Below are 25345 nucleotides of genomic sequence, written 5' to 3'. Positions count from 1 at the left end.
TCGTCTTATGAAAATAACAATAACTCGTACAGTGACATTATTTTATATCTTATTCTCTGCTTTATTTCTTTTTGCGAATAATGCAGCCGCAGTGACGCCCGGAGAGAAATCAATTCAGCTTTCCGGTGAATTTCAGGCTTCGGGTGGTGAGGCGACTTATTCGCTGCCGATTCATGTGTCACCGGGCCGGGCCGGACATCAGCCGAAGTTGAGCTTTGAATATCGCAGTGATTCACCCAATGGTGATTTGGGAATGGGGTGGTCACTGGGTGGCGTGTCAAACATTAGCCGCTGTGGAAAAAACTTACTCAAAGATGGCCGTTGGGGTGGGGTTAATTTTGATGGTAATGATCGCTATTGTTTAGACGGACAACGTTTAATTGCTGTTTCGGGAAAAGATGGTGGGGATCTGACTGAGTACCGTCTGGAAAAAAATGGTTACGATAAAATTGTTTCTTTTGGCAGAACCGGTGGCAGTGGCCCGGCTTATTTTAAAATCTGGCGTAAAGACGGTTCGGTTTATGAGTATGGTAATAGCAATGATTCCCGGGTTGAATTACCAGGGCAGGCACATGTTTATAAATGGGCGTTGAATAAGATTACCGATGGCAGTAAAAATAACCATATTACCTTCTTGTATGCGGAAAATAATGGTGCCGGCACACATGTCCTGAATCAGATTCAGTATGCCGGAGGAAAAGTTAATTTTCAGTATGAAGACCGCTCAGACAAAGTTTCTCAATATTTTTATGGCTCCAGACTCAATCGTAATATTCGCTTAAAAAGTATTCACACTTATGATCGCAATGATCAGCTAATTGGTGATTATAATCTGGCTTATCACTACTCTGCCGGTACTGCCCGCAGTCTGGTCAGTCAGATCGAATATTGTGCCGGAGGCGAGTGTTCAACCGCGCTGAAATTTAACTGGGCGGAGACAGGCAGAGTCCAACTCGATGGCGGCCGGGAAACTGGTTTTTATCAGCCTTATTTTATTGATCAGAATAATGATGGAGTGAGCACTCTTTATGGTCGTGTTTCCCCCATGGCTAGTACTTTCCGTACATCTGCACAGTCTCAGTTTAAAAATCCGATAGCGGAGCCGCCTTATTCACCTGTAGATGCTGGTAAAGTTACTTCAAATGTAAAATCTTTTGCTTTAACGGGTAAACCCAATGCGTTATCGGTTGTATTGAATCAGTGCCAAAATGGCGGTGATGCTTCATATATGGCAAGAGACGGGATTTACCGAAGCTATTGCCGGTGCACGGATGCATCATGTAAGGGGCAAAATGCCGGTGATTTCGATGGTGATGGCGGAGATGAGCTCATTTCTAACTACCAGGTCGTTGACATTAACGGGGACGGAATCGATGATAAATATATATTGAATGACTCTGGTTCTTTTTATGCTTATATAATAACAGGCAGAGAAAAGCAGCTTTTATATAACACGCCGTCTTCCCCGGTAAAACTATTCAATAATGATGGAACGACCAATGTACCAGAGTCAGTTAACAAGCTTGTTAGCTTTGTCGATATCAACAATGATGGCTATTTAGATTTAGTTATATATAAAGGATTAGATACTTCGACAGAAAAACCTAAATTACTTTTATTTGTTTTTGATGGAGTTAAGTACCAAGAACCAATCGAGTTAAATATTCAGTCAGGTAATTCTAGCCCCGGAACTGTTGTACTCCGTAGTTCGGCAGATGATACCACTACAGGTAAAAAATATGACTGGAGTAATATAAAGTTTGTTGATATTAACAATGATGGTTATCCCGAGCTTTACCATGAGGGTAAGTTCTATCTCAATCGGTTTGGAACGATAACAAGTAATGTCATCTTGACGCATGATTTTAAAGATAGTTCTTTTGGGGACTGGAATGGTGATGGTTGGACTGACGTGGTTGGATATGGTTCATCAGGACAAGTGACAGCTAAGCTCTATTATTCCACCCCAGCCATTCAGGACAAAATTACATCCTTCCACGAATATGCGATTAAGTACGATGTAACTTATAAACCGGCAGTGGATCGCTCCGTTCTGACCCAGTCTTTTTATGATGCCAATAATATCCGTAACGTGACACCACGCCGTTATCTGGTTTCACAGGTACTCAAACAGCCGAAAGGATACGATTCAACCCGCTATGCCTATTATTATGTCGGTGCCAAGTCTCACCGTTTGGGCGGTGGTTTTCTGGGATTTGCCCAGATTACCGAAGTCGAAAATGCAGATGTATCCACTAAGACGATTACCGATTTTGAGCAGTTGGATCTGGTCAAAGTGGGCAAAACTAACCGGGTGCGGGTTTATAAAAATAATCATCTGATTTCTGATACGAATTATGCTTATACCCGCAATGATTATCGGGGATATCTGACAAATTATTACCAGATTTATGCCAGCACGATCACTCAGAAACAGTATGGCCTGTCGAATCAGGTGGTTGAGAAACAGCAGGTAACCCAACGGGTGCTCAATCGCTTTGGTAGTCTGACTGATGAAAACGTGACCATAACCAGTGGGCTTGAAGGTGCCGGCAGCTACACCCGACATCAGCGTTATGAATATCTTTCTTCCGGGGTCAATCAGAACTATTCAATCTTCGATTTAACTTCAACAAGTCAGGTCGATAATATCTCTGCGATTCTGGGACGCTATAAAGCCGGGATCAGTAGTTACTGTTCACCTCAGGGAACGATCTATTTCAAACCGAACGATTATGTGATTATTCTGCATGGTGAGGTTGATACGCCTCTGCTGCTAGAGCGTTATGGTGAATATTTTAAATATTCCGTGAAATCTGTCGCGAACGATTTGGATGGATTAACCCGTTATCAGGGCTCTTTAACTCAGATCAGTGCGCAGGAGTTTTTACAGTCAGGGGCAACCGGATGTGGCAGTTACTCACTGATGGATGTCAATGGGGATGGAATACCAGAGATCTCGACCAGTAAATCGACTAATGTTCAACTGCTGACGGAATCCGGCAATAATTACTGGCAGGTTGGCGCTATCACTAATACGGTTTCAACACTTACTGATGAAACCTCCGGGCTGAGCCGAACTACAAAACAGACCTTCACTTATACCGTGAAAGGCTTTATTGCTTCACAAGTGACTCAGGGATCTGAATACGAGTCTACAGGTGAAGCTTCAGTCAGTAATGGCGAGTTACATAAGTCTTATCAGTATGATGACTGGGGTAATGTTACGGCAGAAAGTACCGGTGGTACTGATTTGCCACAGCGAACAGTGACGACTCAGTATGACAGTGAAGGCTTATTTGTGACCGCATCTGTTAATGCGATGGGGCAGAAAACCTCGATCCGGTACAACGGGCGCGGGCTTCTGAATCAGTCGGTAAGTCCGCTGAAGTCCCGAACCACAAGCTATACCTATGATGTGTTTGGCCGGGTTGCTTCTGAAACGTTGCCCGGTGTTCGCAATATCAATCAAACGGTTTATCAGTTGGGCGGACAATGTCCACGGGACGTACCGCAGACAGTTTCTTGTGTCACTACGACAGCAGCAACTGGTGCCAAAAGTATCATTCAGTATGACTATGCTGGCCGGGAAGTGCGTAATTTACACCTTGGTTTTCAGGGACGATGGATCGCAGTCGACACCACCTGGGATCGCAACGGACGCAAACTCAAAGTCACGCGCCCTCATTTTCTGTCTGACACCAATCCTCCGGTTGTCACCTTCGGTTATGACCTGCTCAACCGGGAAGTGCTCAAGTCTGAACCGGCCGATGGCGGCAAGCGTGCCGTTTATCAAACCATTTATCAGGGCCTGAAAACCACAGTCACCGATGCCAGAGGTTATCAGCACAGTACCCAAAGTGATGTGATGGGTTATATTCTGCGTAAGGATGAACCGCTTGGCGCTTACCAGACTTACGACTATTACCCCGATGGCAGTCTGCGTGCCAGTCAGGATTCAAAAGGCAATGTTACCAGTATTCGTTACGATTCATTAGGTCACCGGACTTTCCTCGATGACCCGGATATGGGCAAATGGTCTTATCGTTACAACGCGCTTGGCGAACTGGTGTATAAGCAGGATGCCTACGGCGTTGTCACCCAAATTGTCTATGACCGTCTGGGGCGGAAAGTGAAACAGACCGAAGGTGGTGCCGTTTCAAACTGGCGTTATGATGAACGCGGTGCTGTCGGTGTAATTGCCGGATTCTCCGGGAACGGCAATGAGACCGACTATTACTACAATCAGGCGGGACTGGTTGAAGAAATCGCCGTCAGAGTCAAAGGGGAGAAATTCAGTACCCACTATTTCTACGATGACTATGAGCGGGTTTCCAGAGAAGTGCGTCCGAACGGGACAGACACCTCTGTCTGGGGCAAAGCCAACTCTGTTTCTGAAAGCAGCAATGCGCAGGAACGTCTGGCCGTTGAGTATGTGTACAATCAGTACGGTTATGTGTCTGCGGTGCGCAGCCCACGCAGTTATGCTGATGAAGTCTTTACCAGTGCCAGCTTCCGGGAAGATATCCGTCAGTTACTTGATGAAGCGATTGCTCAGGCCGGTGTTTATCTCAATAAAGCCGAGCGTTATGCTACTCAGACTTCTTTCTTTAAAGAGAAAGCCAGCGAATACAATCAGAAAACCGTCAATGTACATACACTGGATAGTGCATCGGCAGCCTTACTCGCTGGCGGTTATCGCTATAAACAGTGGTGTAATAGTAATGGTGAATGTTATCTACGTCCCGGTACCTGGGTGTTGCTACATGATGATGTTTCAATACCGTTGGATATTACACTGGATGGAGCGATTTACCGGCTGACGACGACATTGGCCGGCAGCGGTGGTGGTGTCCGGCGTTATGATACTTCCGTGAATCCGGTAAGTGCTGATGAATTTAACAGTCAGTCTCTGACTGCCGCACATGATTATTTGCTGACGGATTATGATGGCAATGGTCAGCCGGATCTGATGAGCACGCAGGATATCTATATTGCTCAGGCCGATGCGGAGACCCGTGAAGAGTTACACTTCACGGCTGATGAACTTGATGAAGCGGCGGTCATCGCCGGAAGACGGTATAAGTTCTATACCCATCTCGCCAGTCAACTGATTGCGTTGTCCGAAAAAGTGGCAGATATGAGCGGGCTCTACTGTGAGTATGCCAATCAGTTAGGGGGTAGCCAGGTAGACACAGCGTTGCGGAGCCGGTGCCGGAATACGGGAACGACCAGTCAGGCTGATCATCTGAACCTGATTCTGACTCAATCCGAACTGGATGAGTCAACAGATAACCCGGCTTACATCTATTACTGGCAACGCCGGGACACTGATGCTTACGATCATACGCTGTCGGAAACGCTGGGGAACGGGCTGGCCAATACCTATATTCACGATCCGAATACCGGTCGTCCGAGTATGATTACTACTCATAAAGCGAGTGTGTTGTTCAACCGTCAACTAGCCGGTAGTCTCAACTCCGGGCAGGTGATTCGTTCGCTGTTGTACCGTTATGACCAGCACAACAACGTGGTTTACCGGCAGGATGAGCAACTGGGCATTACCGATCAGTGGTCATACGACGGACTGGATCGGGTTACCTCCAATACCATTGCACTGGATAATCCGAACCGCCACGGCAAAGATAACCCGGATTTCGCCACGTCGTTCAGCTACCGCTATGACAGCCTCGGCAATATCACCTATAAGCAGGGTATCGGCGCTTACGAGTACGACGGTAAGGCCGCAGGTCCACATGCGGTCACACAGGCCAATGGATTAAATTACGCCTACGACAGTGCCGGAAACATGCTTCGGGCATGGGCTTCTGGCAGCAGTGATAACGAGCGGACGCTGAGCTGGAATGCGTTTAACAAGCCGGAAACAATTACCCGTAACGGCAATACGGTGACCTTCAAATATGACGCTGAACATAACCGTTATCTGAAGAGCTCCAGCGACGGTAAAGAGACGTTCTACTTCGGCAAATACTATGAACGGGTGACGGATACCAACACCGGTGAAGTACAGCATAAGCACTTTATCTATGCAGATGGCAAGCTGATCGCCCTGAATACCCAGCTCAAAGATGCTGATGACAAGCTGAAAGATAAGCAGGTACGTTATCTGCACTATGATGCGCTGGAATCGGTCGACATGATCACCGACGGCTACGGCGTGATTGTCGAGCGGCGCAGTTATGATACCTGGGGTAAACAGCGCAAAGTCAGCTGGCGGGAAGACGGCCCGCTGGACGTCGTGCAGGCCGCAATTACCAACCGGGGTTACACCGGCCATGAAGAGATCACCGAAGTCGGGCTGATTCATATGAACGGCCGGGTTTATGATCAGGAATTGGGGCGGTTTATCAGCCCGGATCCGGAGATTCAGGCACCATTTGTGACCAACAGCTTTAACCGCTACTCTTATGTCTGGAACAACCCGCTGAAGTATGTGGATCCGACTGGTTTTGAAACTGAAGAACAATCAGGTACTGAAGCATCAAGCGACCAAAATTCAGAAGGGACTGGCGCTGATGCGGATAACGGAAAGGATTCTGACACAACAACGGCTAAACATGGTGATGGAAACAAGAGTGGAGATTCTAAGAGTAAGTCAGATAAGGTATCTAGTCCAGAATCTGCAGAAACTTCAAACTCTCCAACAACTGATGAACCAACTTTATCTGTTGAGCCTCAACCAGAGGAGGAAAAAAGTTGGCTTAGTAAGGCAGTGGATGTTATTCACTCTGTATTAGATGTCGCTGGACAAGTTCCGGGTATTGGTGATATTGCTGATGTTATTAATGCAGGGCTGTATGCGCTACAGGGCGATTTTGTAAATGCGGGTATTTCTGTTGCTGCTGTTGTACCTGCTATAGGAAACGCGGCTACGGCAGGGAGACTTTCTACAAAAGTTGCAGGACGTATTGATGTTCCTCATCCGTCAAAAAAAGCAGCAAGAAGAGCAGCCGAACGTCAAGCAGGTATGGGAAAACATGGTGGTAGAGAACAGCTTCCAGATAAGCCTTCAAGACCTGGATCACGATCACCTCAGGGTGATCCTGGTGTCCGTACGGAAGTTCGTTCAACTGATACTGGTAGAACAGTTCATCATGATCCTTATGGTCATAAGAAAGATAATGTTCCTCCTCACTATGGTGTAGATACTCCAGGGAGCACGACCCATCATACCTATCCATCGACACATAACCCTCAAAATAATAGGTGACTTATGATTGAATTTGGAAAAGAGCAACCTATAGCGAATAATGAATCTTTGTATGAAAAAAAATGTGGTGTGGATGAGCTTTGTCTCGATCAATCAAAAGGTAGAGAACTGAATCGATATAGCTTTGTGATTAAAGATGGGGAGTTAGACTCTATACCTTTTTTGATTCGAGAGTTCTTAAACCAAATTGGTTTGAGAGTTGTGGTTGTTGTGACTTGGTTGATTAATCTACCAGGTAAATCATCAGTCGCGGCAAAGGTGATTGAAAAAAGGTATTTAAAACAAGGATGGAATATATGTTTGAGAAAAGATCACTATCTTGCCATAAAAGAAGTGCAGCTAAGTGAGATAGATTCTTGGCCACCGTTGGCTATAAAGCCACTGGATGGTGGACTTTTGCTTCTCGTTGGGAATAACATTGAAGAAGATATATTAAGTATCCTTAATGAAGAATGCTCCTCTTTTTTAGCCCGAACTAGGTATTTTGTACCTAATACTGAGTTATTTAAGCGATTAGAATCAGACAATGTGTCTGTTATGTATCAAGTTAATGATAATTTAAATAACACAGGAATGGTGTTATTGGGCAAGCACTCTATAAATATGATGCAGGTAGAATACATTAGTATTGATACAATATACGAAGGTGATTCCGCATATAAAGTATTTGTTTAAAAACTATAAAAAATAAATAGGATACACACCTCAGTAGTTGATAACTGCAAGTTAACACAGGGATTGCCCCAACAATCCCTGTCATTCTATCATTATCTTTCTCCACTACCGTCACTGCACAGACTCATTTCATCAAACGTGATCAGATTATTGAGGAACAGAATCACTTCGCGTAATTCATGCTGATCGATATGAGGTTCGGTGCTGGTGATGAGTAAGTCGATCAGATATCCGCGAGCGGTCAGATGTAGAGTAGGATTGGTTGGGTGTTTGGGCATAGTCGCCTCCGGTAGTTGTGATGATGAATCACCACCCAAAGTTCCTACTCTGTGAGTGGTGAACTGAACAGGGGTAGGAATTACCGCAACTACCGTAACGGCCAGCCGAAGCTGCCCTATTCAGCTCACCATAATTGATATGTTGAGACGGTTACGAAAAAGCCGTTATACCAGCTTAGTCGTGTATCGGTAGATTAATACAGGTTCCTACGCCTGTCACTGGGTTTGCCAGTGATCTACCATCGTATTTATGGTGTATGGCTACTTCAAGTGGTTGTTTTTATAATATGTTATCTATTGTAGGAACTCATACCTGAGTGACATTTCAGTTACTATTATCTGTGAGTCAATTCACATTCAGGAATTAATTTCTTATCCCGGTGAGTGGAGTAACAGGGATCTCTTGAAGGTATGTGTCCATCATTTCTTCTTTCCACCATTTCTGTATGTCGCTTTGAGACATCTTACTATCAAATTGCATAAATTAAGGTGGATATATATCTGGTAAGTCTCTCACTTTAAAGGGATAATTCTTTAATAAATTGTCTTTTATACTCTTCTTAATACAATTTCTATTGATTTATCAGATACATTAATAATATCTGGATGGAGAGTTTATGGCTTGGGTCTATCATCTGCGTTCACATTATCTCAGTAGAAATGGACTGAAAATATCGGAAGCATACTCCGGAAATGGAATCGGGAAAAACAACCCTGAAATGCAGAATGTAAAAAGTAAAGGTCCGATTCCGAGAGGTAGGTATACTATTGTCGGTACACCTTTTAAACATCCTCATACAGGAATATATACTTTAAGATTACGACCTGATGATGGTAATCAAATGTTTGGGCGTAGCGGATTCATGATTCATGGAGACAGTCAAGCTCACCCCGGTCAGGCATCAGAAGGTTGTATTGTTGCTCCTTTTTGGGCTCGCCAGCGTATTTGGTTAAGTAATGAAAGACAAATTGAGGTCGTAGAATAATGAGACTATTTCTTTTACTGTTCTTAGCTCTTTCCAGTTTTTCTTCTTTTGCAAGGCTGGATACAACATGCCATACATGGCCGATGAATATGGCAAAAATCTGGTTACAGGATAAAAAAATAGTAAATGAGGATGAACTGAATGAGGATAGAACACAGTTCAAATTACTCGCTTCAGAAACGATGAAAAATGCTCAGTATACAGATGTTTACCTTTTTTCATTTTTTGATAAGACGGGAAAAGAATATGATGTTATCACACAAAATATTTCATCCGATGAAGAATGCTCAATTAGTGATGTGAATATATATATGGTTTCTGGATTTAAGATGAGTTATTAAGTTAGGTTTTATAAATCTGGAAACAGAGTACTCCTCAACATCGAGAAAAGCTGTATCAGAGGGAAATAACGCCAGCCTAACCTGACTGGCGTTTGTTTTTGGACAAATCAATAAACCGATTATTCTTTCTTATCTGACGGAGATTGAGTCTGAAGTTTATTCGGGTTAATCACATCGTTGTCTTTAAGCTCACTTGATTTGAGCATTTTCATCCCTGGTGTGACCGGTAATTGTGGGTCAACGAAGTTTTGGTTATCTTCGTCGGTTCTGGTCAGGTAAGTCATTAAGCCACTGCTGTTGGCTGACTGTACATTTGATTTAGCCGCAATGCCTTGTTCTGTGGCTGAGCTGTCAATCACAGTAATTTTACCCATCGCGATATTGTTATTTTCATTGGTTTCAGCAACAACATTAGTTCTGTCGACCGCCAACACTAAATAATAAGTACCCGCCGTCAGGCCTGAAAGCATCGGGACAGTGATCGTGTGGCTTGAACCGTTGGGGAGTCTAATGGGTGTTTCGCCATAGAAATAGATAAGTTGCTTATCTGCATTCGCTAAAAATACAGCTAGTGTTGGAGCTGTACCGCTTTTTTGCGAGCAGTTGGCTGATGATACCACCGCATTAATGACAACTTTATCGCCTGCGGCGACCTGGTTTGGCGAAAAACTACCGGAAGAAACCAGCCAGTCCGGTGCTCCTTGCCCCCCGATCTTGACGGTATTCATACTCAGTGCACTCGAAATACTGTAACTAGCTTTCACCTGAAATTCATAGGGGGCACATGAATTTGCCAGTACGGTTTTATTTTGTTCACTTAACACGGAATCCAGATTGACGCTGTATGTTTGTGTTGAGCTACTTGGGACACATCGCATGGTTCCGCCTAAACCTCCGCTTCCACATGAAATATCAGCAAAATCACGGCCGATATTAATGAATGAGTCTCCGCCATCTTGCGTGAGCCCAAAATTCACAGTGTTGCCATTATTAAAAATCTCAGAGCCGAACATGTGGTAGTCCACCTCGAGTGTTTTCTGAGCCGGATATTTGAGCTCCGTATTGACGATATTGACATTACCCGGATAAATCGAGGCGAAGGCCGCTTGGCTGCAAAGAGCTGTTGTTGTAATAAGTCCAACGATTATCTTTTCTAATTTCATACTTATTTCCTATATATTAATTATGATTCCGTCATTTAGGTTTGACGCCATTCTTGTACAACTGAAACAAGGTTTATATTGACAATAGCTATTATGAAACTAATTTATTAACCGTCAATGCCGCGTCTTATTTTTTCTCTGCACTGTGATCAATTGAAAACAATTGTTGCAAGGACAATTGTTGTGAGGACAGACAGTTCAGGAATCAATCTCTCATCCCGGTAAGTAGAGTGGCAGGCAGCTCTTGAAGGTATATGATATTCGTATCATACTTTTTGCGGTTTGAACGGTGATCGCTGCCGGAATCATCCACAGCGGAGCCTTCATCTACTTTAAGGATATGGATATGAAATTGATAAAAATATTGATAGCAACGTTAGGCTTTATTTATGCATTGTCTGCCCAGGCTGGGTTTTATATTGCTAATGGCGTCTTATATGAGGGCAATGGTCATGCCTTTAAGATGCGTGGGATAAACCACGCTCACACCTGGTTTACCTATCAGTTAGATCATGCTTTAGATGGTATTGCTGCGACCGGTGCGAATACCGTTCGGGTTGTGTTAAGTAATGGACACCGCTGGAATAAGAACAACGCTGATGATGTTGCGAATGTTATTCAGCAGGCTAAGAAAAGACATTTAATTGCTGTTCTGGAAGTGCATGATACAACCGGGTTTGGTGAGGAAGGCAGCGCTGCAAGTTTAGATTCTGCTGCGGGTTACTGGATTGAAATGAAGGACAAATTAGTCGGGCAGGAAGATTACGTCATCATTAATCTGGGGAATGAGCCGATTGGTAATAATGTTGATAGTAGTGTGTGGATTAACGGCACTATGAATGCGATCAAACGGTTAAGAGATGCAGGGTTTACTCATACGTTGATGGTTGATGCTCCGAACTGGGGGCAGGACTGGAAACAGATTATGCTGAATAATGCCCAGTTTGTATTTAATGCAGACCCACTACGCAATACGATTTTCAGTGTTCATATGTATCAGGTTTATGGCGATTATAATGCAGTGAACAATTATATAACGTCATTCCTGAACAAGGGCTTAGCACTTTTAGTCGGGGAATTTGGTGCAGGACATCAGGGATCAGAAGTCGCTGAAGATGCGATTATGGAACGGGCAGAGACGTTGAATCTGGGATATATCGGCTGGTCATGGTCAGGTAACAGTTCGGAGAACGCAGAGTTAGATATTGTGAATAACTGGGATAACAACTCATTCAGTCCGTGGGGGAATACCTTGGTTAACGGTGTGAATGGTATCAGAGCGACCTCAACACCGGCAACAATCTTTACTTGTGGGTATCAGTGTAATTAATTAGAAAATACCTCACAATATAGGGCACTCTATCAAGAGTATTATTACTGATTTACAGGTGTTTAATCAGATAATGATTCTCTGGGACTGAGTGTCCTTTTTTAATTTTTATGCAGATCAAATAACAACCATGATCTCATAACATATTAATAATATAAGTATGAATAGGAGTAACAATGAAAAAATCGACGTTTTTAGGCATCCTTTTAGGATCTCTGCTTTCTTTTACTGCTTCAGCGGGAACCGGCACAGGAAAGATTACGCAGGTGATCGTTCACCGGGATGATTCAGGACATGGAGTGGTCATGTTCAGGACGGAAGGAAACTCGGAAAAAGCACCATGTAGTACGATAACGAATGAATGGGCATTTTCTTTGAGTAATGAATTGGGGAAAGCGATGTATTCATTAGTACTTGCTGCTCAGGCGCAAGGGAAGCCTGTGACAGTGAAGGGAATGCATCAGTGTAATGACTGGAGTGACAGAGAGTCACCTCTCTATGTCGCGGTATATAACTAAAACCAGTCACGGTTTTACAATCAGGGAGAAGTAAACACTTCTCCCTATTGGACTGTGTTTCGAAGTGTCTGAAATATTACCGTCCATCAGAATCCACAGCAGTGCTTTGAGCCTGTTTCAGAGCTACGGTGCTTGATTTCAGCATATAGAAGCAGCCATCTAAGCCGTTGTATGATCTTTGCACTCCGACGACAGCCTCACTGGTATGGTAACCGGTATAGTAAGTGCCGGAGCTATAAGTCAGAGTAAGGGTTTGGTTGTTTTCGACCCAGTTACCGCTGTAGCTACCGGCAGTAAAAGTACCGTCGACGCTGAGTGTGACAGAGGTTGAACTATAACCTCCGTTGCAGTTCCAGTCATAGTAAAGCGTATAAGTACCATCGGTTGTCACCGCTGACGCAATACCAGCAAAACCGACTGAACAGAGCAGAGCGATTGAACGAATAAGTAGCGATTTCATGACCATTTTCCTTGACGTTGTTGGATTATGAATTGATGTTAATACATCATTGAAGACTATAGTTTTGGGTGAGTGAAATGCATTACATTGAATATGAAAATAGTATCACATTGTGATTGGAATCATGCTTCGGACTTTCTCTTCTCTTTCCTTTCATTCCTTTCTGAATGATTAGTTCAGACTATCAGGGGCAGAAGTTCAGTTTCACGATGCAGGAATAAAGGTTTAGAATTACTGTTGGTGTATTTGTCTGTATTAACTCAGATTTAAGATACCTGTATTGAAAGAACTATTTATATTCTTGGGGCGATATTTATGTCTGAAGAAATATATTATCTGTAGACTTATTGTTTATAAAATGGGCTTAAAATGAAAAAGAAATTATCTGCATTGTTATTTTTATGTGCTACAAGTGTGTTTTCAGTAAATGCAAGTGAAACATTAATCACCGGGAAAGTGACGATTGTTGAAGGAACTTATATGCCGGGAAATGTTGTCTTTCAGATGAATGTTGGTACTTCACTTTGTCCTGCCGGAAAATGGTTAGGATGGAATAAAAATGAAGAGAATAATAAGATTGTCTATTCAACTCTGATGACAGCTCTCGTCAGTGGGAAAAGGATCAACTTTTATCTTATTGATGGCGATTCAGGATGCCACGGAAAATTTATTCATCTTTTATCCAACTAAGTTTTAGGGTGCATTTATCATGATTTTTTCTCATATTTGATTTGAATAAATATCACTTTTCTCATACTGAGAGCAGCGTACGCTATGAACATAATTCAATAGCAGATTGAGAAAATATCATGTCTACCCATTTTCCCCCATTTCGTGCCGATGTGGTCGGTAGTTATCTCCGCCCAGATTATCTTCATGAAGCTCGCCGGCAGTTTGCTGCCGGCCAGTTAACCCAATTGCAACTGACAGAAGTAGAAGACAAAGCCATTTCTGAGCTGGTTGCCAGACAGAAAGCCGCCGGATTACAGGTGATTACCGATGGTGAATTTCGCCGGAGCTGGTGGCATCTGGATTTTATGTGGGGTCTGAATGGCGTAGAGAAATCTGAGATTGAGCAGGGTTATCTCTTTGCTCAGGTCGAAACCCGTCCGGAAAGTGTCCGGCTGACCGGAAAGATCAGTGGTGAAAATCATCCTTTTCTTGAGCATTTCAAATTTCTGCTGCAATTTGCAGAAGAAGGAATCGTGCCTCGCCTGACAGTTCCGGCTCCGGCGCAGTTTTTGAAAGAATTACAGCGTCCGTGTAATCTGGAACAGACACAAGCGATTTATCCGGATGAAGCAGAGTTACTGAATGACATTGTTCTGGCTTATCAGACTTTCATTCAGGAGTTGTATGCTGTGGGCTGTCGCAATTTACAGATTGATGACTGTACCTGGGGCATGTTAACCGATCCTAAAATTGCAGCTGCGGCGGCAGAAGCGGCGACGCCCGGAGAAGTCTCTTGCGGGTGTGGGGATTCCCATGATTTTGACCATGTTCAGAGTATTGCGTCACTGACCGAGAAGCTATTACAGGTCAACAACCGGGCTCTGGAAAATGCACCGGTAGATCTGGTGTTGACGACACATGTCTGTCGGGGGAACTACCGTTCGACCTGGGCTGCATCCGGTGGTTATGCACCAATTGCTGATGTGCTGTTTGCCAGAGAGAATGTCTCTGCATTTTATCTGGAGTTTGATACCGACCGCTCCGGTGATTTTTCACCTTTGGCAAAAGTGCCTCAGGGTAAGCAGGTTGTCTTAGGGCTGGTTTCTTCCAAAACCGGCAAGCTGGAAAATACAGCGGAAGTCATTGCCCGAATTCATGAAGCAGCACAGTATGTGCCTCTGGAAAATCTTTGCCTGAGCACTCAGTGCGGATTTGCTTCGACGGAGGAAGGTAATGAACTGACTGACGAACAGCAGTGGCAAAAAATTGCTTTCGTACGGGAGGTCGCTCAGCAAGTCTGGGGATAATCTGAGTTGATTTGAAGAAGCCCGATCACCGGCTGGTCCGTGGTCGGGCTTTCTTATACTTATTTATTATTGTCTGAAAGCTGTTTCCAAATCCCGGATCATATTTTCGATTCCATGAATAACGGATGCTCTCTGTTGAGTGAATTTTTTATCGCCCTGTCTGATCGGATGTGCAAAATCGATGAATTTGACTTCCGGCGCATCCATCTGCATGTCCGGATATTCAGTTTTGGGGTATTCCGGTGCAGCGATAAGCAGGCTTGAACCGACAAATGTCACCTGATCGTTGGCTCGCATAAAATCAAGGCGCTCATTCAGTTGAGTGGTTAACTGATGGAAGAATGCATCTTGGTGTTTCTCCGGGACATTCAGCAGCATATTTCTGAACGCATTGACGGTTGAATTACGATTCAGGTGTTTATCTGTTACTTGATTCGCTTTACTGCCTTCGAGCCGATAGTGGTGGGAGTGTGATGCAGAGCGTTCATCAAGCAGGATTTCATGGCGCAGTTCTTTGAGTTTGGATTTGAAGGTCGATAGGCCGTGATTGGCTTTCAACTCCTGACTGACAGCACTTTTTCTGCCGAGCTTAAAATCATAATAGCCAACATTCTCGGTATGCTTAATCCCGGCTCCGACAGGATTCATCCGGATGACTGTTTCTCCGGGCTTTGGTGTTCTCAGGCCTTCCGGGATTGTCTCTGCCTTTGACAATCCTGACGAATGATACTCTTTACCTTCAGGTATGACATTATATCCTTTGAGTTCGGTATCAGACACAATCTTATACAAAGCCCCCTGATCATAGCTGAAATCCAGTTTATGTCCGGCTGCAATCTTAAAACTGGGTTCTCCGTGTTTTTTGTATTCACCTGAGAGAATCACCATGTCATCTAACCTGAGCGTCAGCTGGTGTTTATGTGGGTCTTTTGTTGCGGAAATCTCAGACTGAAATCTGGACTTATGCCCTTCTCCCGCCATTCTCTGCAATCGTTCAAATGCAATGAGCTTGCCGTTTACACTTATGTTCTCCGTGTTGTACATGATGTCATGCAGACATGCTACTGCTGCTTTCTTTTCAGTACTGCAAAAGCTGTGTCTGATTTTTTGCCAGGCAATGTCTTCAATGGAGTGCTGTTTATTATTCCGGGTAACATCTTCTGGCCGTATACCAGTCGGCTTTGCATGGTTGACTGTTGAAATACTCATATGCGTCTTTTGATATCCACCTTCTATTCAAACCATACAATATATGTGTTTGATTCTGTGAGAGTGTTCCCAAAATATCCAATTAATTACGGGCATCCCTATGAATAAATAGCTGAATGAATTGTCAGCATCAGAAACGGTGGCGTTAGCTACGTAGCGCCAGCAATGCTCCGAAGCTGATGAGTCCGAGGCTGCACATATGCTGAACTGGCCGGGTAATCGCCCGGAGTATCTGTTGCAGTTTTTCTGTGGTGACAAACAGTGCCAGCAGGCAGAACCATATTCCGTGTAACGCCATGAGATAGAAACCATAGAGAAGTGCTTCCTGATGATGTGGGTCATTGGTGCCTAGGATCTGACTGAAAATACTCAGGAAAAACAGCATTGTTTTAGGATTCAGCGCATTACAGAAAAAGCCCTGCATAAATGTCCGGGGTTGAGTGACCACTGCCGCCTGAAGATGGGGCGTGGATTTTGGCTCTGGAGTTTTTTCGCATAGTCCTTTGATTCCCAGATAGATCAAATAGGCAGCACCGGCATAACGGATGACTGTGAATAACCACTGACTCTGTGAAATCAGGTAACTGATCCCAAGCAGTGAATAGCTGATATGAACGCCAATCGCCAGACCGATTCCCAAAGCCGTATGAATACCGGCCCGGCGACCGTAGACCAGACTGTTTTTCAGCACCAGAGCGAAGTCAGCTCCGGGGCTGATGACGATTAATAATCCGAGTAAAGCCAATGTCAGTGTTGTCATAATCTCTCCGAATCCATGAAGTGAGGTCTGTTATTGTATGCATTTATGAATCATTTATAATCGAAATGAATTCCATCAATATGTGAGATAAATTCACACATGAGACATCTGAAATCGTTTCATATTTTCCATGTAGCGGCACAGTCAGTCAGTTTTACTCAGGCTGCTGAAGTTCTGTGTCTGACGCATGGTGCGGTCAGCAAGCAGATCAAGGTGCTGGAACAATATACCGGTCAGCAGTTGTTTGAGCGGCAGGGGCGGCAGATGGTGCTGACTCAGGCCGGACGTTTGCTGAAACAGTATACGGATGTGGCATTTCAGGCTTTAGAAGAAGGGAAAGAGCGTCTGCAACAACAGGATCCTTCAGTGCTGGAAATCTCTTGTGAGCCCACGCTGACGATGCGCTGGCTAATGCCGCGGCTGGATGGTTTTTTCCGGGAAACCGGAATTGATGTACGCTTGTCGACGGCCGGTGGACCAGTCAGACTGGGACGTTCCGGGTTATCGCTGGCTATTCGTCGGGATGATTTTGTCATCGATCGTGATTATCGGAGAACTGTGCTGGTGGATGAGTGGATCGGGCCGGTCTGTACTGTTGATTACTGGCGGCAAAACAGTCAAAGTCCGGAGCGGATGAAGCGTTTGCATACCCGAACCCGTCCTCATGCATGGGATGACTGGTTGTCGCGTGATAACCAGAGAAATCTGCACTCCTTTGGTCAGGATCAGCATTTTGAGCATTTCTATTTTTCGCTTCAGGCGGCAGCTGATGGGTTAGGGATTGCAATGAGTTCTTATCCGTTGATTGTTGATGAACTGAAAAAGGGGCGCTTGATAGCACCTTACGGATTTTTACGTTCCGGGCACCGATATGTGGTATTGCAGCTTCCCGACTCTGACAGTCAGGCTGAATCAGAACTGATTGCATGGCTCACTGATCAAATGTCGCTCTGTTGTCCGGTAGAAGAAGCTGAGGGTTATCTTGCACCATGATCTCCACTTGTCTTTTGGTTCTCAGTATTTTTACAAATAGCACCTAAGACGATGGATGTTCATTCTTGATTTATTGGCACTATCCTGCACAATAGCGGCCTGACTTTCAGCAGTAGTTTGGCGCGGAATTTTCATGTTACTCATTATTGATAATTATGACTCGTTTACTTACAACCTGTATCAGTACTTCTGTGAATTGGGTACTGACGTAAAAGTTATCCGTAATGATCAGATCGATATTCCCGGTATTGCAGCGCTGAATCCTTCCCATCTGGTAATATCTCCGGGGCCATGTACGCCGAATGAAGCCGGAATTTCTCTGGAAGCAGTCAGACATTTTGCCGGTCAGTTGCCGTTGCTGGGGGTTTGCCTTGGCCATCAGGCCATTGCTCAGGCGTTCGGTGCGAATGTTGTCCGGGCAAGACAGGTAATGCATGGCAAGACTTCTCCGGTTCGCCATACTCATCAGGGGTTATTTCACGGGCTGAACGACCCGCTGACCGTTACCCGCTATCATTCTCTGGTTGTTGAAAAGCAGAGCTTACCGGATTGCTTTGAAGTCACGGCCTGGACAGAAACCTCAGATGGCGGTATCGATGAGATCATGGGCTATCAGCATCGTACGCTGCCTATTGATGCCGTTCAGTTCCATCCCGAATCGATCAAAACAGAGCAGGGACATGAACTGCTGGCTAATTTTTTGCGCCGCTCGTAGCCTGTCGCTAAACACCTTTCCCGAAAAATTATCTAAAATGCAATAAAAATCATTTTTATTGCATAAATAGTCATATAGAATCAATAATGCAGAATGTTCTGAACAGTGTCATTGACGATGGTGTCGGTTACTGACACCGGTCGAACGGTATATTAAGAGCATCCGTAAACTGTCAGAATGAACCGATCATCTATAATGGTGGATACTGGTATTTGTCGGTTGTAAGCTCGTGAACGAAAAGGGGAATGCGTCAATGGCTATAGAAAGTAAAGTCGATCGGGCACAGTTCGATGAGGTCATGGTACCTTGTTACAGTCCGATGGAAGTGATTCCGGTACGGGGAAAAGGTTCCCGGCTGTGGGATCAGGCAGAGAAAGAATATATCGATTTTGCCGGAGGCATCGCAGTCAGTTGCCTGGGACATTGCCATCCGGCAATGGTTCAGGCTCTGACAGAGCAGGCTCAGAAAGTCTGGCATCTGAGTAATGTGATGACCAATGAACCAGCCTTGCGTCTGGCAAAGAAATTAACGGAACTGAGTTTTGCAGAAAAAGTCTTTTTCGCCAACTCCGGGGCTGAGGCTAACGAGGCTGCACTGAAGCTGGCCCGTCGTTGGGCCGCAGATAATTATGGCCCGGAAAAATCTGAAATTATTGCATTTGAACAGGGATTCCATGGGCGGACGTTTTTTACCGTGACCGTTGGAGGACAGTCGTCCTACTCCGATGGCTTCGGACCGAAGCCGTCAGATGTTGTGCATCTTCCTTATAACGATCTGGGAGCATTCAAAGCTCAGATTTCAGAGCGGACCTGTGCGGTAATGATGGAGCCGTTACAGGGAGAAGGCGGTATCATTTCTCCGACACCTGAATTCATTCAGGCGGTCAGAGAGTTGTGTGATGAGCACAATGCGTTACTTATCTTTGATGAAGTCCAGACCGGTAATGGTCGCACCGGTGACTTTTATGCTTATCAGGGAACGGGAGTGACTCCGGATATACTAAGTACCGCGAAATCTTTGGGTGGCGGTTTCCCGATTGGGGCGATGTTAACCACCACGGAAATTGCATCTCACTTTAAGGTTGGTGTCCATGGCTCAACCTATGGCGGGAATCCTCTGGCCTGTGCTGTGGCAGAAGCTGTCGTTGATATCACATCTCAGCCTCAGGTGCTTCAGGGGGTAAAAGAGAAAGAGCAGTTGTTCCGTGATGGATTGCAACAGATCAATGCTAAATATCCGATATTCAGCGAAATTCGTGGTAAAGGCCTGCTACTGGGCGCCGTACTGACTGAAGCCTGGCAAGGACGATCCCGGGAAATATTGCAGGCGGCAGGAAAAGAGGGCGTGCTGGTCTTGGTTGCCGGAGCGAATGTTGTCCGCTTCACACCTTCGCTGATTATTGATGATACAGATATCCATGAAGGTTTGCAGAGACTGGAAAAAGCTATTGCATCATTAACTTAGTGACATTTTAGCTCAGGATCTGGGCGATCCTGAGCTATGCTTATAGTCAGACTGCGTTCATTTCGGATGCAGATTTTCAGGGAGAGACATCCATGCTTGTGGTTCGTCCCATTGCAATGGCTGACTATAATGCACTCTATCATTGTGCAATAGAATCAGGTTATGGATTTACATCACTGCCCGTGAATGAGGCATTACTGTCTCATCGTATTGAACATTCTGAAGCGAGTTTCGCTAAAACCGGTATTCAGGCTCCGACAGATGAAAGTTATCTGATGGTCGGCGTGGATACAGAAAGTGGCCGGATTGCCGGTACAACCGCTATCGAAGCTTATGTTGGCTGGGATGCGCCTTCTTATTCTTATCATATCAGTACGATTCTTCATTCTTCCCGTCGTCTGGGAGTCAACAAGATTGTGAAGTTACTGACGCTTGGCAATAACTATACCGGGTGTTCAGAGCTGTGCACACTGTTTCTTTTGCCTGAGTTTCGTGTCGGACTCAACGGACGTCTGATGTCAAAATGCCGTTTTCTGATGCTGGCTGAGCACCGGGAGCGTTTTGCCCAGACCATTATTGCTGAAATGCGTGGTGTTTCTGACGAACAGGGAAACTCTCCTTTCTGGAAGTGGCTTCAGGAACACTTTTTTTCTATCGATTTTTCTCTGGCAGATTATTTAACCGGTTCGGGACATAAAGGGTTTATTGCGGAACTGATGCCTAAGCTGCCGATTTATATTAATTTACTGACTCCAGAAGCACAGGCTGTTATCGGACAGGTCCATGAAAAAACGAAACCGGCTTTAAAATTATTGGAAGAAGAAGGTTTTACCTGCCGGAATTATGTCGATATTTTTGATGCCGGTCCGACAGTTGAGTGTGATTTACGGCATATTGAGTCGGTGAGGCATTCGGTCTCTGCAACCGTCAAAGTTGCAGCACATAAGGGCCGCCAAAAAATAATGCTTAGTAATACCTCATTTGAATTTTTCCGGGCAACAATTGCTGAGGTTGATTTTCGCCTGGAATCTGAGACTGTGATCGTCACGCCTGAAGTTGCCCGGGCTTTGTTGATCCAGTCTGGTGATCGGGTCCGTTTTCTGCTGATCTCCTGAAATATTCAGAGATGGCAGACGGTGCCCGGTGAAGCCCGTCATTGTTGATAGAGAAGGAGGCGCTTATGACGCCGGACTCACTGTTTACTGCATTATGGCAAGATTATACAACCAGACTTTGCCCGTCAGCATGGCGGGTTCATGAACTACTTCAGGAGAATGAGCCGCTGATCAATGACCATATTGCATTGCGTACCTTTAATCTGCCACAGGTTGGTCTTGAAATTGTCGCTCAGCCATTTCTTCGTCTGGGATACATAGCCAAAGGACATTACCAGTTTGAACAGAAGATGCTGCGAGCACAGCATTTTGAGCATCCTAATCCTAAATTACCCAAAGTTTTTATCAGTGAACTGGAAGTAAACCGTTGCTCTGAAGCATTGCAGAAGATTGTCCGAAGTCTGGTGTCTCATGTGAAGCCTGATATGGTTACGGACGTCGATTTTCTTTATGGCGGACGTTTATGGCCCATTTCACTGGAACAGTATTATCTGCTGGCAGAAGAAAGTGAGTATGCTGCCTGGGTTGCTGCGCACGGATACGGAGCCAATCATTTCACTGTCAGTGTGAATCAACTGTCTCGATTCAATCAGGTGGCTGAAGTGAATGCTTACCTGCATCAGCATGGTTTTGTCATAAACGCAGCCGGGGGTGAAGTGAAGGGATCGCCGGAACTTTTTCTGGAGCAGTCATCCACGATGGCAGATCGGGTTGTCGTTGAATTTGATGAAGCGGAACTGTTGGTTCCCGGTGGGTTCTATGAATTTGCCAAACGTTATCCGATGGCAAATGGGATGTTGTATCCCGGATTCGTTGAAGCATCAGCCGACAAAATCTTTGAAAGTACACATCATCAGCGGTGAATCATATTGAAGGGATATCAGTAATAAAAAAGCCATCCGAGGATGGCTTTCTACTTATTGGATCAGGGAAGAAATTATCGTGTACCGTATACCACGATTGTTTTTCCGTGGGCTGAAATAAGGTTTTGCTCTTCGAGCATCTTCAAAATGCGGCCAACGGTTTCACGGGAGCAGCCAACGATTTGACCGATCTCCTGACGGGTAATCTTAATCTGCATTCCATCCGGGTGCGTCATTGCATCAGGTTGTTTTGCCAGATTCAGTAATGTCTGTGCAATACGTCCAGTAACATCCAGGAAGGCCAAATCGCCAACTTTCTGGCTGGTTACCTGAAGGCGGCTTGCCATTTGTCCTGCCAGACGCATCAGAATATCCGGGTTTACCTGAATCAACTGACGGAATTTCTTGAAGGAAATTTCTGCAACTTCACAGGGAGATTTTGCTCTGACCCAGGCTGTTCGTTCCTGACCTTCTTCGAATAAACCAAGTTCACCGATAAAGTCACCCTGATTGAGGTAAGAAAGGATCATCTCTTTTCCTTCTTCATCCTTTATCAGAACAGCAACGGAACCCTTCACGATGTAATAAAGCGTTTCCGCTTTTTCGCCTGCATGAATCAGCGTACTTTTCGACGGGTATTTATGAATGTGACAATGTGAAAGAAACCACTCTAATGTTGGATCGGTTTGAGGTTTACCTAGAACCATAATATCTCTCTTCCTCTGCAGGGTATGCTTGCTGCTTTCCATGTTTTAGCGAAGCTCGAACTGAATACTTAGCATAAAAGCACTTGAGAAAGCCTGCAAGTTGTCTTCTGTTTCGGTTTCAAATAGTATCCTTTTTCTTACACAATTTCTTGACTTTAATCGTGTCATGACCGTGATTTTGTACGCAAAAATGTGCTCATTGTCACGGTATAGGAACTAAAAGCACCAAATTCTGTCCCATTGAATCGTTTGTTAACCAATTTTCCCTGTTTCAATCAACTGCTGAAGGATTGGACGAACGATCAATTCCATTGCAAAACTCATTTTTCCTCCCGGTACGACAATGGTGTTATGTCGTGACATAAACGAACCGTCAATCATCGCCAAAAGATAAGGGAAATCGACCTTTTTAATCCCACGCAGACGAATGACGACAAAACTTTCATCCAGGCTCGGAATCCCCTTGGCGCTCAGAGGATTCGAGGTATCAACCGTCGGAACCCGCTGAAAGTTGATATGTGTCCGGGAAAATTGAGGAGTAATATAATTCAGGTAGTCATCCATTGAACGGACAATCGAATCCATCACCGCTTCTCTGGAGTGTCCCCGATCCCGGGTATCCCGGACATATTTCTGAATCCATTCCAGATTGACAATCGGTACCATGCCTATCAGAAAATCAACATGCTGAGGGACATTTGTCTCTCCATCAACAACACCGCCATGTAACCCTTCATAAAAGAGGACATTGGTATCGTTGGGCAGATCCTGCCAGGGAGTAAATGTTCCCGGCATCTGATTATAAGGAACTGCTTCATCAAATGTATGCAGATAACGGCGAATTTTTCCTGTCCCGGAACGACCATATTCCCGGAAAAACTCTTCCAGTGCAGGAAAGTCATTTGCCTGAGGGCCGAAATAACTGATATGGCGGCCCTGCTCCCTGGCCTTACGAATTTCTACGTCCATTTCCGGCCGGGTAAAGCGGTGAAAACTGTCACCTTCAACCCAGGCTGGCTTGATTCGCATCATGTTAAACATTTTGCGGAAGGCTTCGGAGGTTGTCGTTGTACCGGCTCCGGAAGAACCGGTTACGGCGATAATCGGATGTTTTGCTGACATGACATACCTTGTCTTATCATTCACTCAATCAACCGATTTCCCGGTTTTTTCTCCGGGAAATCTGATTCACTATATCATGGAAATCGGTGCTGTCACCGGACAATTGATGAATTAACGATATCTGTTTAGTTGAATATCAACGGATTCATGAAGTTCTGAATAAACGATGACTGCTTCACCGGTCTGAATTTGCTGTTTGACCTGGGCAACCTTGTCCTCAAGAGACACTTCCTGCTCGCCGTAATCGGTCCCTTCCCGGAGAATAAACTCCCGGATCAGGTTATCGAGTGTGTCCGGATCGATCGTTTGCCAGGGAACAATCATAGTGATGACTCTCTATTTTTTACTCAGGTATATCTGACTATTATACTCAAATGAACTCAATATGCATATTTGCGGATTTTTGATAACTTTTCATAATAATCATCGCTTTTCCCGATAATATCGTTTTTCCCGATAATATTGCGGCAGCATTTCTTCCAGCCAGAAACGGGGTCTGAGGATGCTGCCACTCAAAAAGCCGACATGCCCGCCATGTTCCAGAAGCTGATAGTGTATTGTTTTCGGAAGTGGAGTGTTAGGAATGACTGCGTCTGTCATAAACGGATCGTCTTTCGCGTGTAAAATCAGGGTTGGCAGGCGAATCCGGTCCAGTTTAGAAATTGCCGAACATTGCTGATAATAGTCCTGAGCATCGGAAAAACCGTGTAAGGGAGCAGTAATCAGATCATCGAATTCCTGTAATGTTTTCAACTGGTGGATCAGTGGTTGAGTGATCGGAATGGCCTGCTGAAGTGTATCTAACTTGCGGTAGGCATTTTTCTTGAGTGAGCTGAGCAGATAAGTCTGGTAAAGACGGGAAAATCCCTGATTGATTCTGCTTGAACATGCGCCCAGATCGAAAGGAGCGGAAATAATGGTCGCGCTATTGAGCAATGGTTCATCGGCAAACTCGGCCAGATAATTCGCCAGCATGTTACCACCGAGAGAAATGCCGGCAGCCATTTTGTAATTACCGGGGAAACGCAGGCTGACTTGCTCCAGAAAATAGCGGGGATCACTGGTTTCTCCCGAATGATAAGCGCGGGGACGGCGATTAGGTTGCCCGTCACATCCCCGGAAATGCATCATGACGGCCAGCCAGCCTTGTTGGGCAAAGGCATGCATCAGACCGTTGGCATAAGGGCTGTCAAAGTTCCCTTCCAGACCATGAAATAAAATGAACAGCGGTTTGATCTGAACTGATGGAAGGCATGGATCTTCGCTCCATGCCAGACTCAGAATATCATCATCCGGCGTTGTCAGTGTTTCCCTGTGCGGAGAAAACAGCGGTTCCCGGCGTACCCATCTGGGAAGCAGTGTCTGTATATGAGGTGTTGTTCCGCCGAAAGCCGGTTTAAATGTCAGTGAGTTAATCCGGCTCACAGTATTATCC

The 25345-nt window shown here is 45.0% G+C and carries 22 protein-coding genes; 13 read left to right on the top strand and 9 right to left on the bottom strand.

Annotated features, from left to right (window positions below):
* The first annotated feature begins 7 nt into the window (after positions 1 to 7).
* Together OCU74_RS14590 and OCU74_RS14585 are read left to right on the top strand one after the other, a co-directional pair.
* Entirely contained in the window at positions 8 to 7231 is a 7224-nt protein-coding gene (locus OCU74_RS14590) for an RHS repeat-associated core domain-containing protein (protein ID WP_159457462.1), read from the top strand.
* A gap of 3 nt (positions 7232 to 7234) precedes the next feature.
* On the top strand, positions 7235 to 7906 hold the full coding sequence (locus tag OCU74_RS14585) for a hypothetical protein (protein ID WP_087482269.1): 672 nt from the start codon (positions 7235 to 7237) through the stop codon (positions 7904 to 7906).
* A 92-nt stretch (positions 7907 to 7998) separates the two neighbouring features.
* Here the strand turns inward: OCU74_RS14585 and OCU74_RS14580 are convergent, their stop codons facing one another.
* Positions 7999 to 8184 (bottom strand): hypothetical protein, encoded by a 186-nt coding sequence (locus OCU74_RS14580; protein ID WP_087482270.1) that lies wholly within the window; start codon positions 8182 to 8184, stop codon positions 7999 to 8001.
* A gap of 617 nt (positions 8185 to 8801) precedes the next feature.
* Between OCU74_RS14580 and OCU74_RS14575 the strand changes: the two genes are divergently transcribed.
* Together OCU74_RS14575 and OCU74_RS14570 are read left to right on the top strand one after the other, a co-directional pair.
* Positions 8802 to 9170, top strand: coding sequence for a tlde1 domain-containing protein (locus OCU74_RS14575; RefSeq protein ID WP_087482271.1), 369 nt, complete (start codon positions 8802 to 8804; stop codon positions 9168 to 9170).
* Positions 9170 to 9511, top strand: coding sequence for a hypothetical protein (locus OCU74_RS14570; RefSeq protein ID WP_087482272.1), 342 nt, complete (start codon positions 9170 to 9172; stop codon positions 9509 to 9511). Before OCU74_RS14575 ends, OCU74_RS14570 begins: the two co-directional genes overlap by 1 nt.
* 119 nt (positions 9512 to 9630) lie before the next feature.
* On the opposite strand, the gene OCU74_RS14565 is transcribed toward OCU74_RS14570, so the two are convergent.
* Complete coding sequence (locus tag OCU74_RS14565; protein ID WP_087482273.1) at positions 9631 to 10674, bottom strand: CARDB domain-containing protein; 1044 nt, start codon at positions 10672 to 10674, stop codon at positions 9631 to 9633.
* Between the two features lie 346 nt (positions 10675 to 11020).
* On the opposite strand from OCU74_RS14565, the gene OCU74_RS14560 reads away from it, so the two are divergent.
* On the top strand, positions 11021 to 12004 hold the full coding sequence (locus OCU74_RS14560) for a glycoside hydrolase family 5 protein (RefSeq protein ID WP_200807777.1): 984 nt from the start codon (positions 11021 to 11023) through the stop codon (positions 12002 to 12004).
* A gap of 176 nt (positions 12005 to 12180) precedes the next feature.
* Positions 12181 to 12522, top strand: coding sequence for a hypothetical protein (locus tag OCU74_RS14555; RefSeq protein ID WP_087482275.1), 342 nt, complete (start codon positions 12181 to 12183; stop codon positions 12520 to 12522).
* Positions 12523 to 12598: 76 nt separating this feature from the next.
* Here the strand turns inward: OCU74_RS14555 and OCU74_RS14550 are convergent, their stop codons facing one another.
* The gene (locus tag OCU74_RS14550) at positions 12599 to 12982 is read right to left on the bottom strand and encodes a hypothetical protein (protein ID WP_087482276.1); all 384 of its coding nucleotides are present in this window, start codon (positions 12980 to 12982) and stop codon (positions 12599 to 12601) included.
* Positions 12983 to 13351: 369 nt separating this feature from the next.
* Between OCU74_RS14550 and OCU74_RS14545 the strand changes: the two genes are divergently transcribed.
* Both OCU74_RS14545 and OCU74_RS14540 read left to right on the top strand, forming a co-directional pair.
* On the top strand, positions 13352 to 13672 hold the full coding sequence (locus tag OCU74_RS14545; RefSeq protein WP_087482277.1) for a hypothetical protein: 321 nt from the start codon (positions 13352 to 13354) through the stop codon (positions 13670 to 13672).
* A 119-nt stretch (positions 13673 to 13791) separates the two neighbouring features.
* Entirely contained in the window at positions 13792 to 14961 is a 1170-nt protein-coding gene (locus OCU74_RS14540) for a 5-methyltetrahydropteroyltriglutamate--homocysteine S-methyltransferase (RefSeq protein ID WP_087482278.1), read from the top strand.
* Positions 14962 to 15027: 66 nt separating this feature from the next.
* Here the strand turns inward: OCU74_RS14540 and OCU74_RS14535 are convergent, their stop codons facing one another.
* Together OCU74_RS14535 and OCU74_RS14530 are read right to left on the bottom strand one after the other, a co-directional pair.
* The gene (locus tag OCU74_RS14535) at positions 15028 to 16170 is read right to left on the bottom strand and encodes an inositol polyphosphate kinase family protein (RefSeq protein ID WP_087482279.1); all 1143 of its coding nucleotides are present in this window, start codon (positions 16168 to 16170) and stop codon (positions 15028 to 15030) included.
* Between the two features lie 145 nt (positions 16171 to 16315).
* Complete coding sequence (locus OCU74_RS14530; RefSeq protein ID WP_087482280.1) at positions 16316 to 16930, bottom strand: LysE family translocator; 615 nt, start codon at positions 16928 to 16930, stop codon at positions 16316 to 16318.
* Positions 16931 to 17029: 99 nt separating this feature from the next.
* Here OCU74_RS14530 and OCU74_RS14525 point away from each other — a divergent pair, with 99 nt between their 5' ends.
* The 5 genes from OCU74_RS14525 to OCU74_RS14505 all read left to right on the top strand — a co-directional run bounded on the left by OCU74_RS14525 (position 17030) and on the right by OCU74_RS14505 (position 22081).
* Positions 17030 to 17923, top strand: coding sequence for a LysR family transcriptional regulator (locus tag OCU74_RS14525; protein ID WP_087482281.1), 894 nt, complete (start codon positions 17030 to 17032; stop codon positions 17921 to 17923).
* A gap of 133 nt (positions 17924 to 18056) precedes the next feature.
* A complete protein-coding gene (locus OCU74_RS14520; RefSeq protein ID WP_087482282.1) occupies positions 18057 to 18638 on the top strand; it encodes an aminodeoxychorismate/anthranilate synthase component II in 582 nt (193 codons plus the stop codon).
* Positions 18639 to 18891: 253 nt separating this feature from the next.
* Positions 18892 to 20103, top strand: coding sequence for an aspartate aminotransferase family protein (locus OCU74_RS14515; protein ID WP_087482283.1), 1212 nt, complete (start codon positions 18892 to 18894; stop codon positions 20101 to 20103).
* Between the two features lie 92 nt (positions 20104 to 20195).
* Positions 20196 to 21218, top strand: coding sequence for an arginine N-succinyltransferase (astA, locus tag OCU74_RS14510; protein WP_087482284.1), 1023 nt, complete (start codon positions 20196 to 20198; stop codon positions 21216 to 21218).
* A gap of 65 nt (positions 21219 to 21283) precedes the next feature.
* A complete protein-coding gene (locus tag OCU74_RS14505; protein WP_087482285.1) occupies positions 21284 to 22081 on the top strand; it encodes a DUF1338 domain-containing protein in 798 nt (265 codons plus the stop codon).
* A 74-nt stretch (positions 22082 to 22155) separates the two neighbouring features.
* On the opposite strand, the gene crp is transcribed toward OCU74_RS14505, so the two are convergent.
* The 4 genes from crp to OCU74_RS14485 all read right to left on the bottom strand — a co-directional run bounded on the left by crp (position 22156) and on the right by OCU74_RS14485 (position 25326).
* Entirely contained in the window at positions 22156 to 22788 is a 633-nt protein-coding gene (gene crp, locus OCU74_RS14500) for a cAMP-activated global transcriptional regulator CRP (RefSeq protein WP_038179153.1), read from the bottom strand.
* A 252-nt stretch (positions 22789 to 23040) separates the two neighbouring features.
* On the bottom strand, positions 23041 to 23910 hold the full coding sequence (locus OCU74_RS14495; protein WP_087482286.1) for a phosphoribulokinase: 870 nt from the start codon (positions 23908 to 23910) through the stop codon (positions 23041 to 23043).
* 111 nt (positions 23911 to 24021) lie between these two features.
* Entirely contained in the window at positions 24022 to 24234 is a 213-nt protein-coding gene (locus tag OCU74_RS14490) for a YheU family protein (RefSeq protein ID WP_087482287.1), read from the bottom strand.
* Positions 24235 to 24333: 99 nt separating this feature from the next.
* Positions 24334 to 25326, bottom strand: coding sequence for a hydrolase (locus OCU74_RS14485; protein WP_390623658.1), 993 nt, complete (start codon positions 25324 to 25326; stop codon positions 24334 to 24336).
* Positions 25327 to 25345 lie beyond the last annotated feature (19 nt).

Origin of the sequence: Vibrio mangrovi, assembly GCF_024346955.1 — a bacterium.
GTDB lineage: Bacteria > Pseudomonadota > Gammaproteobacteria > Enterobacterales > Vibrionaceae > Vibrio > Vibrio mangrovi.
This window is presented reverse-complemented; position numbering and strand designations above follow the sequence as displayed.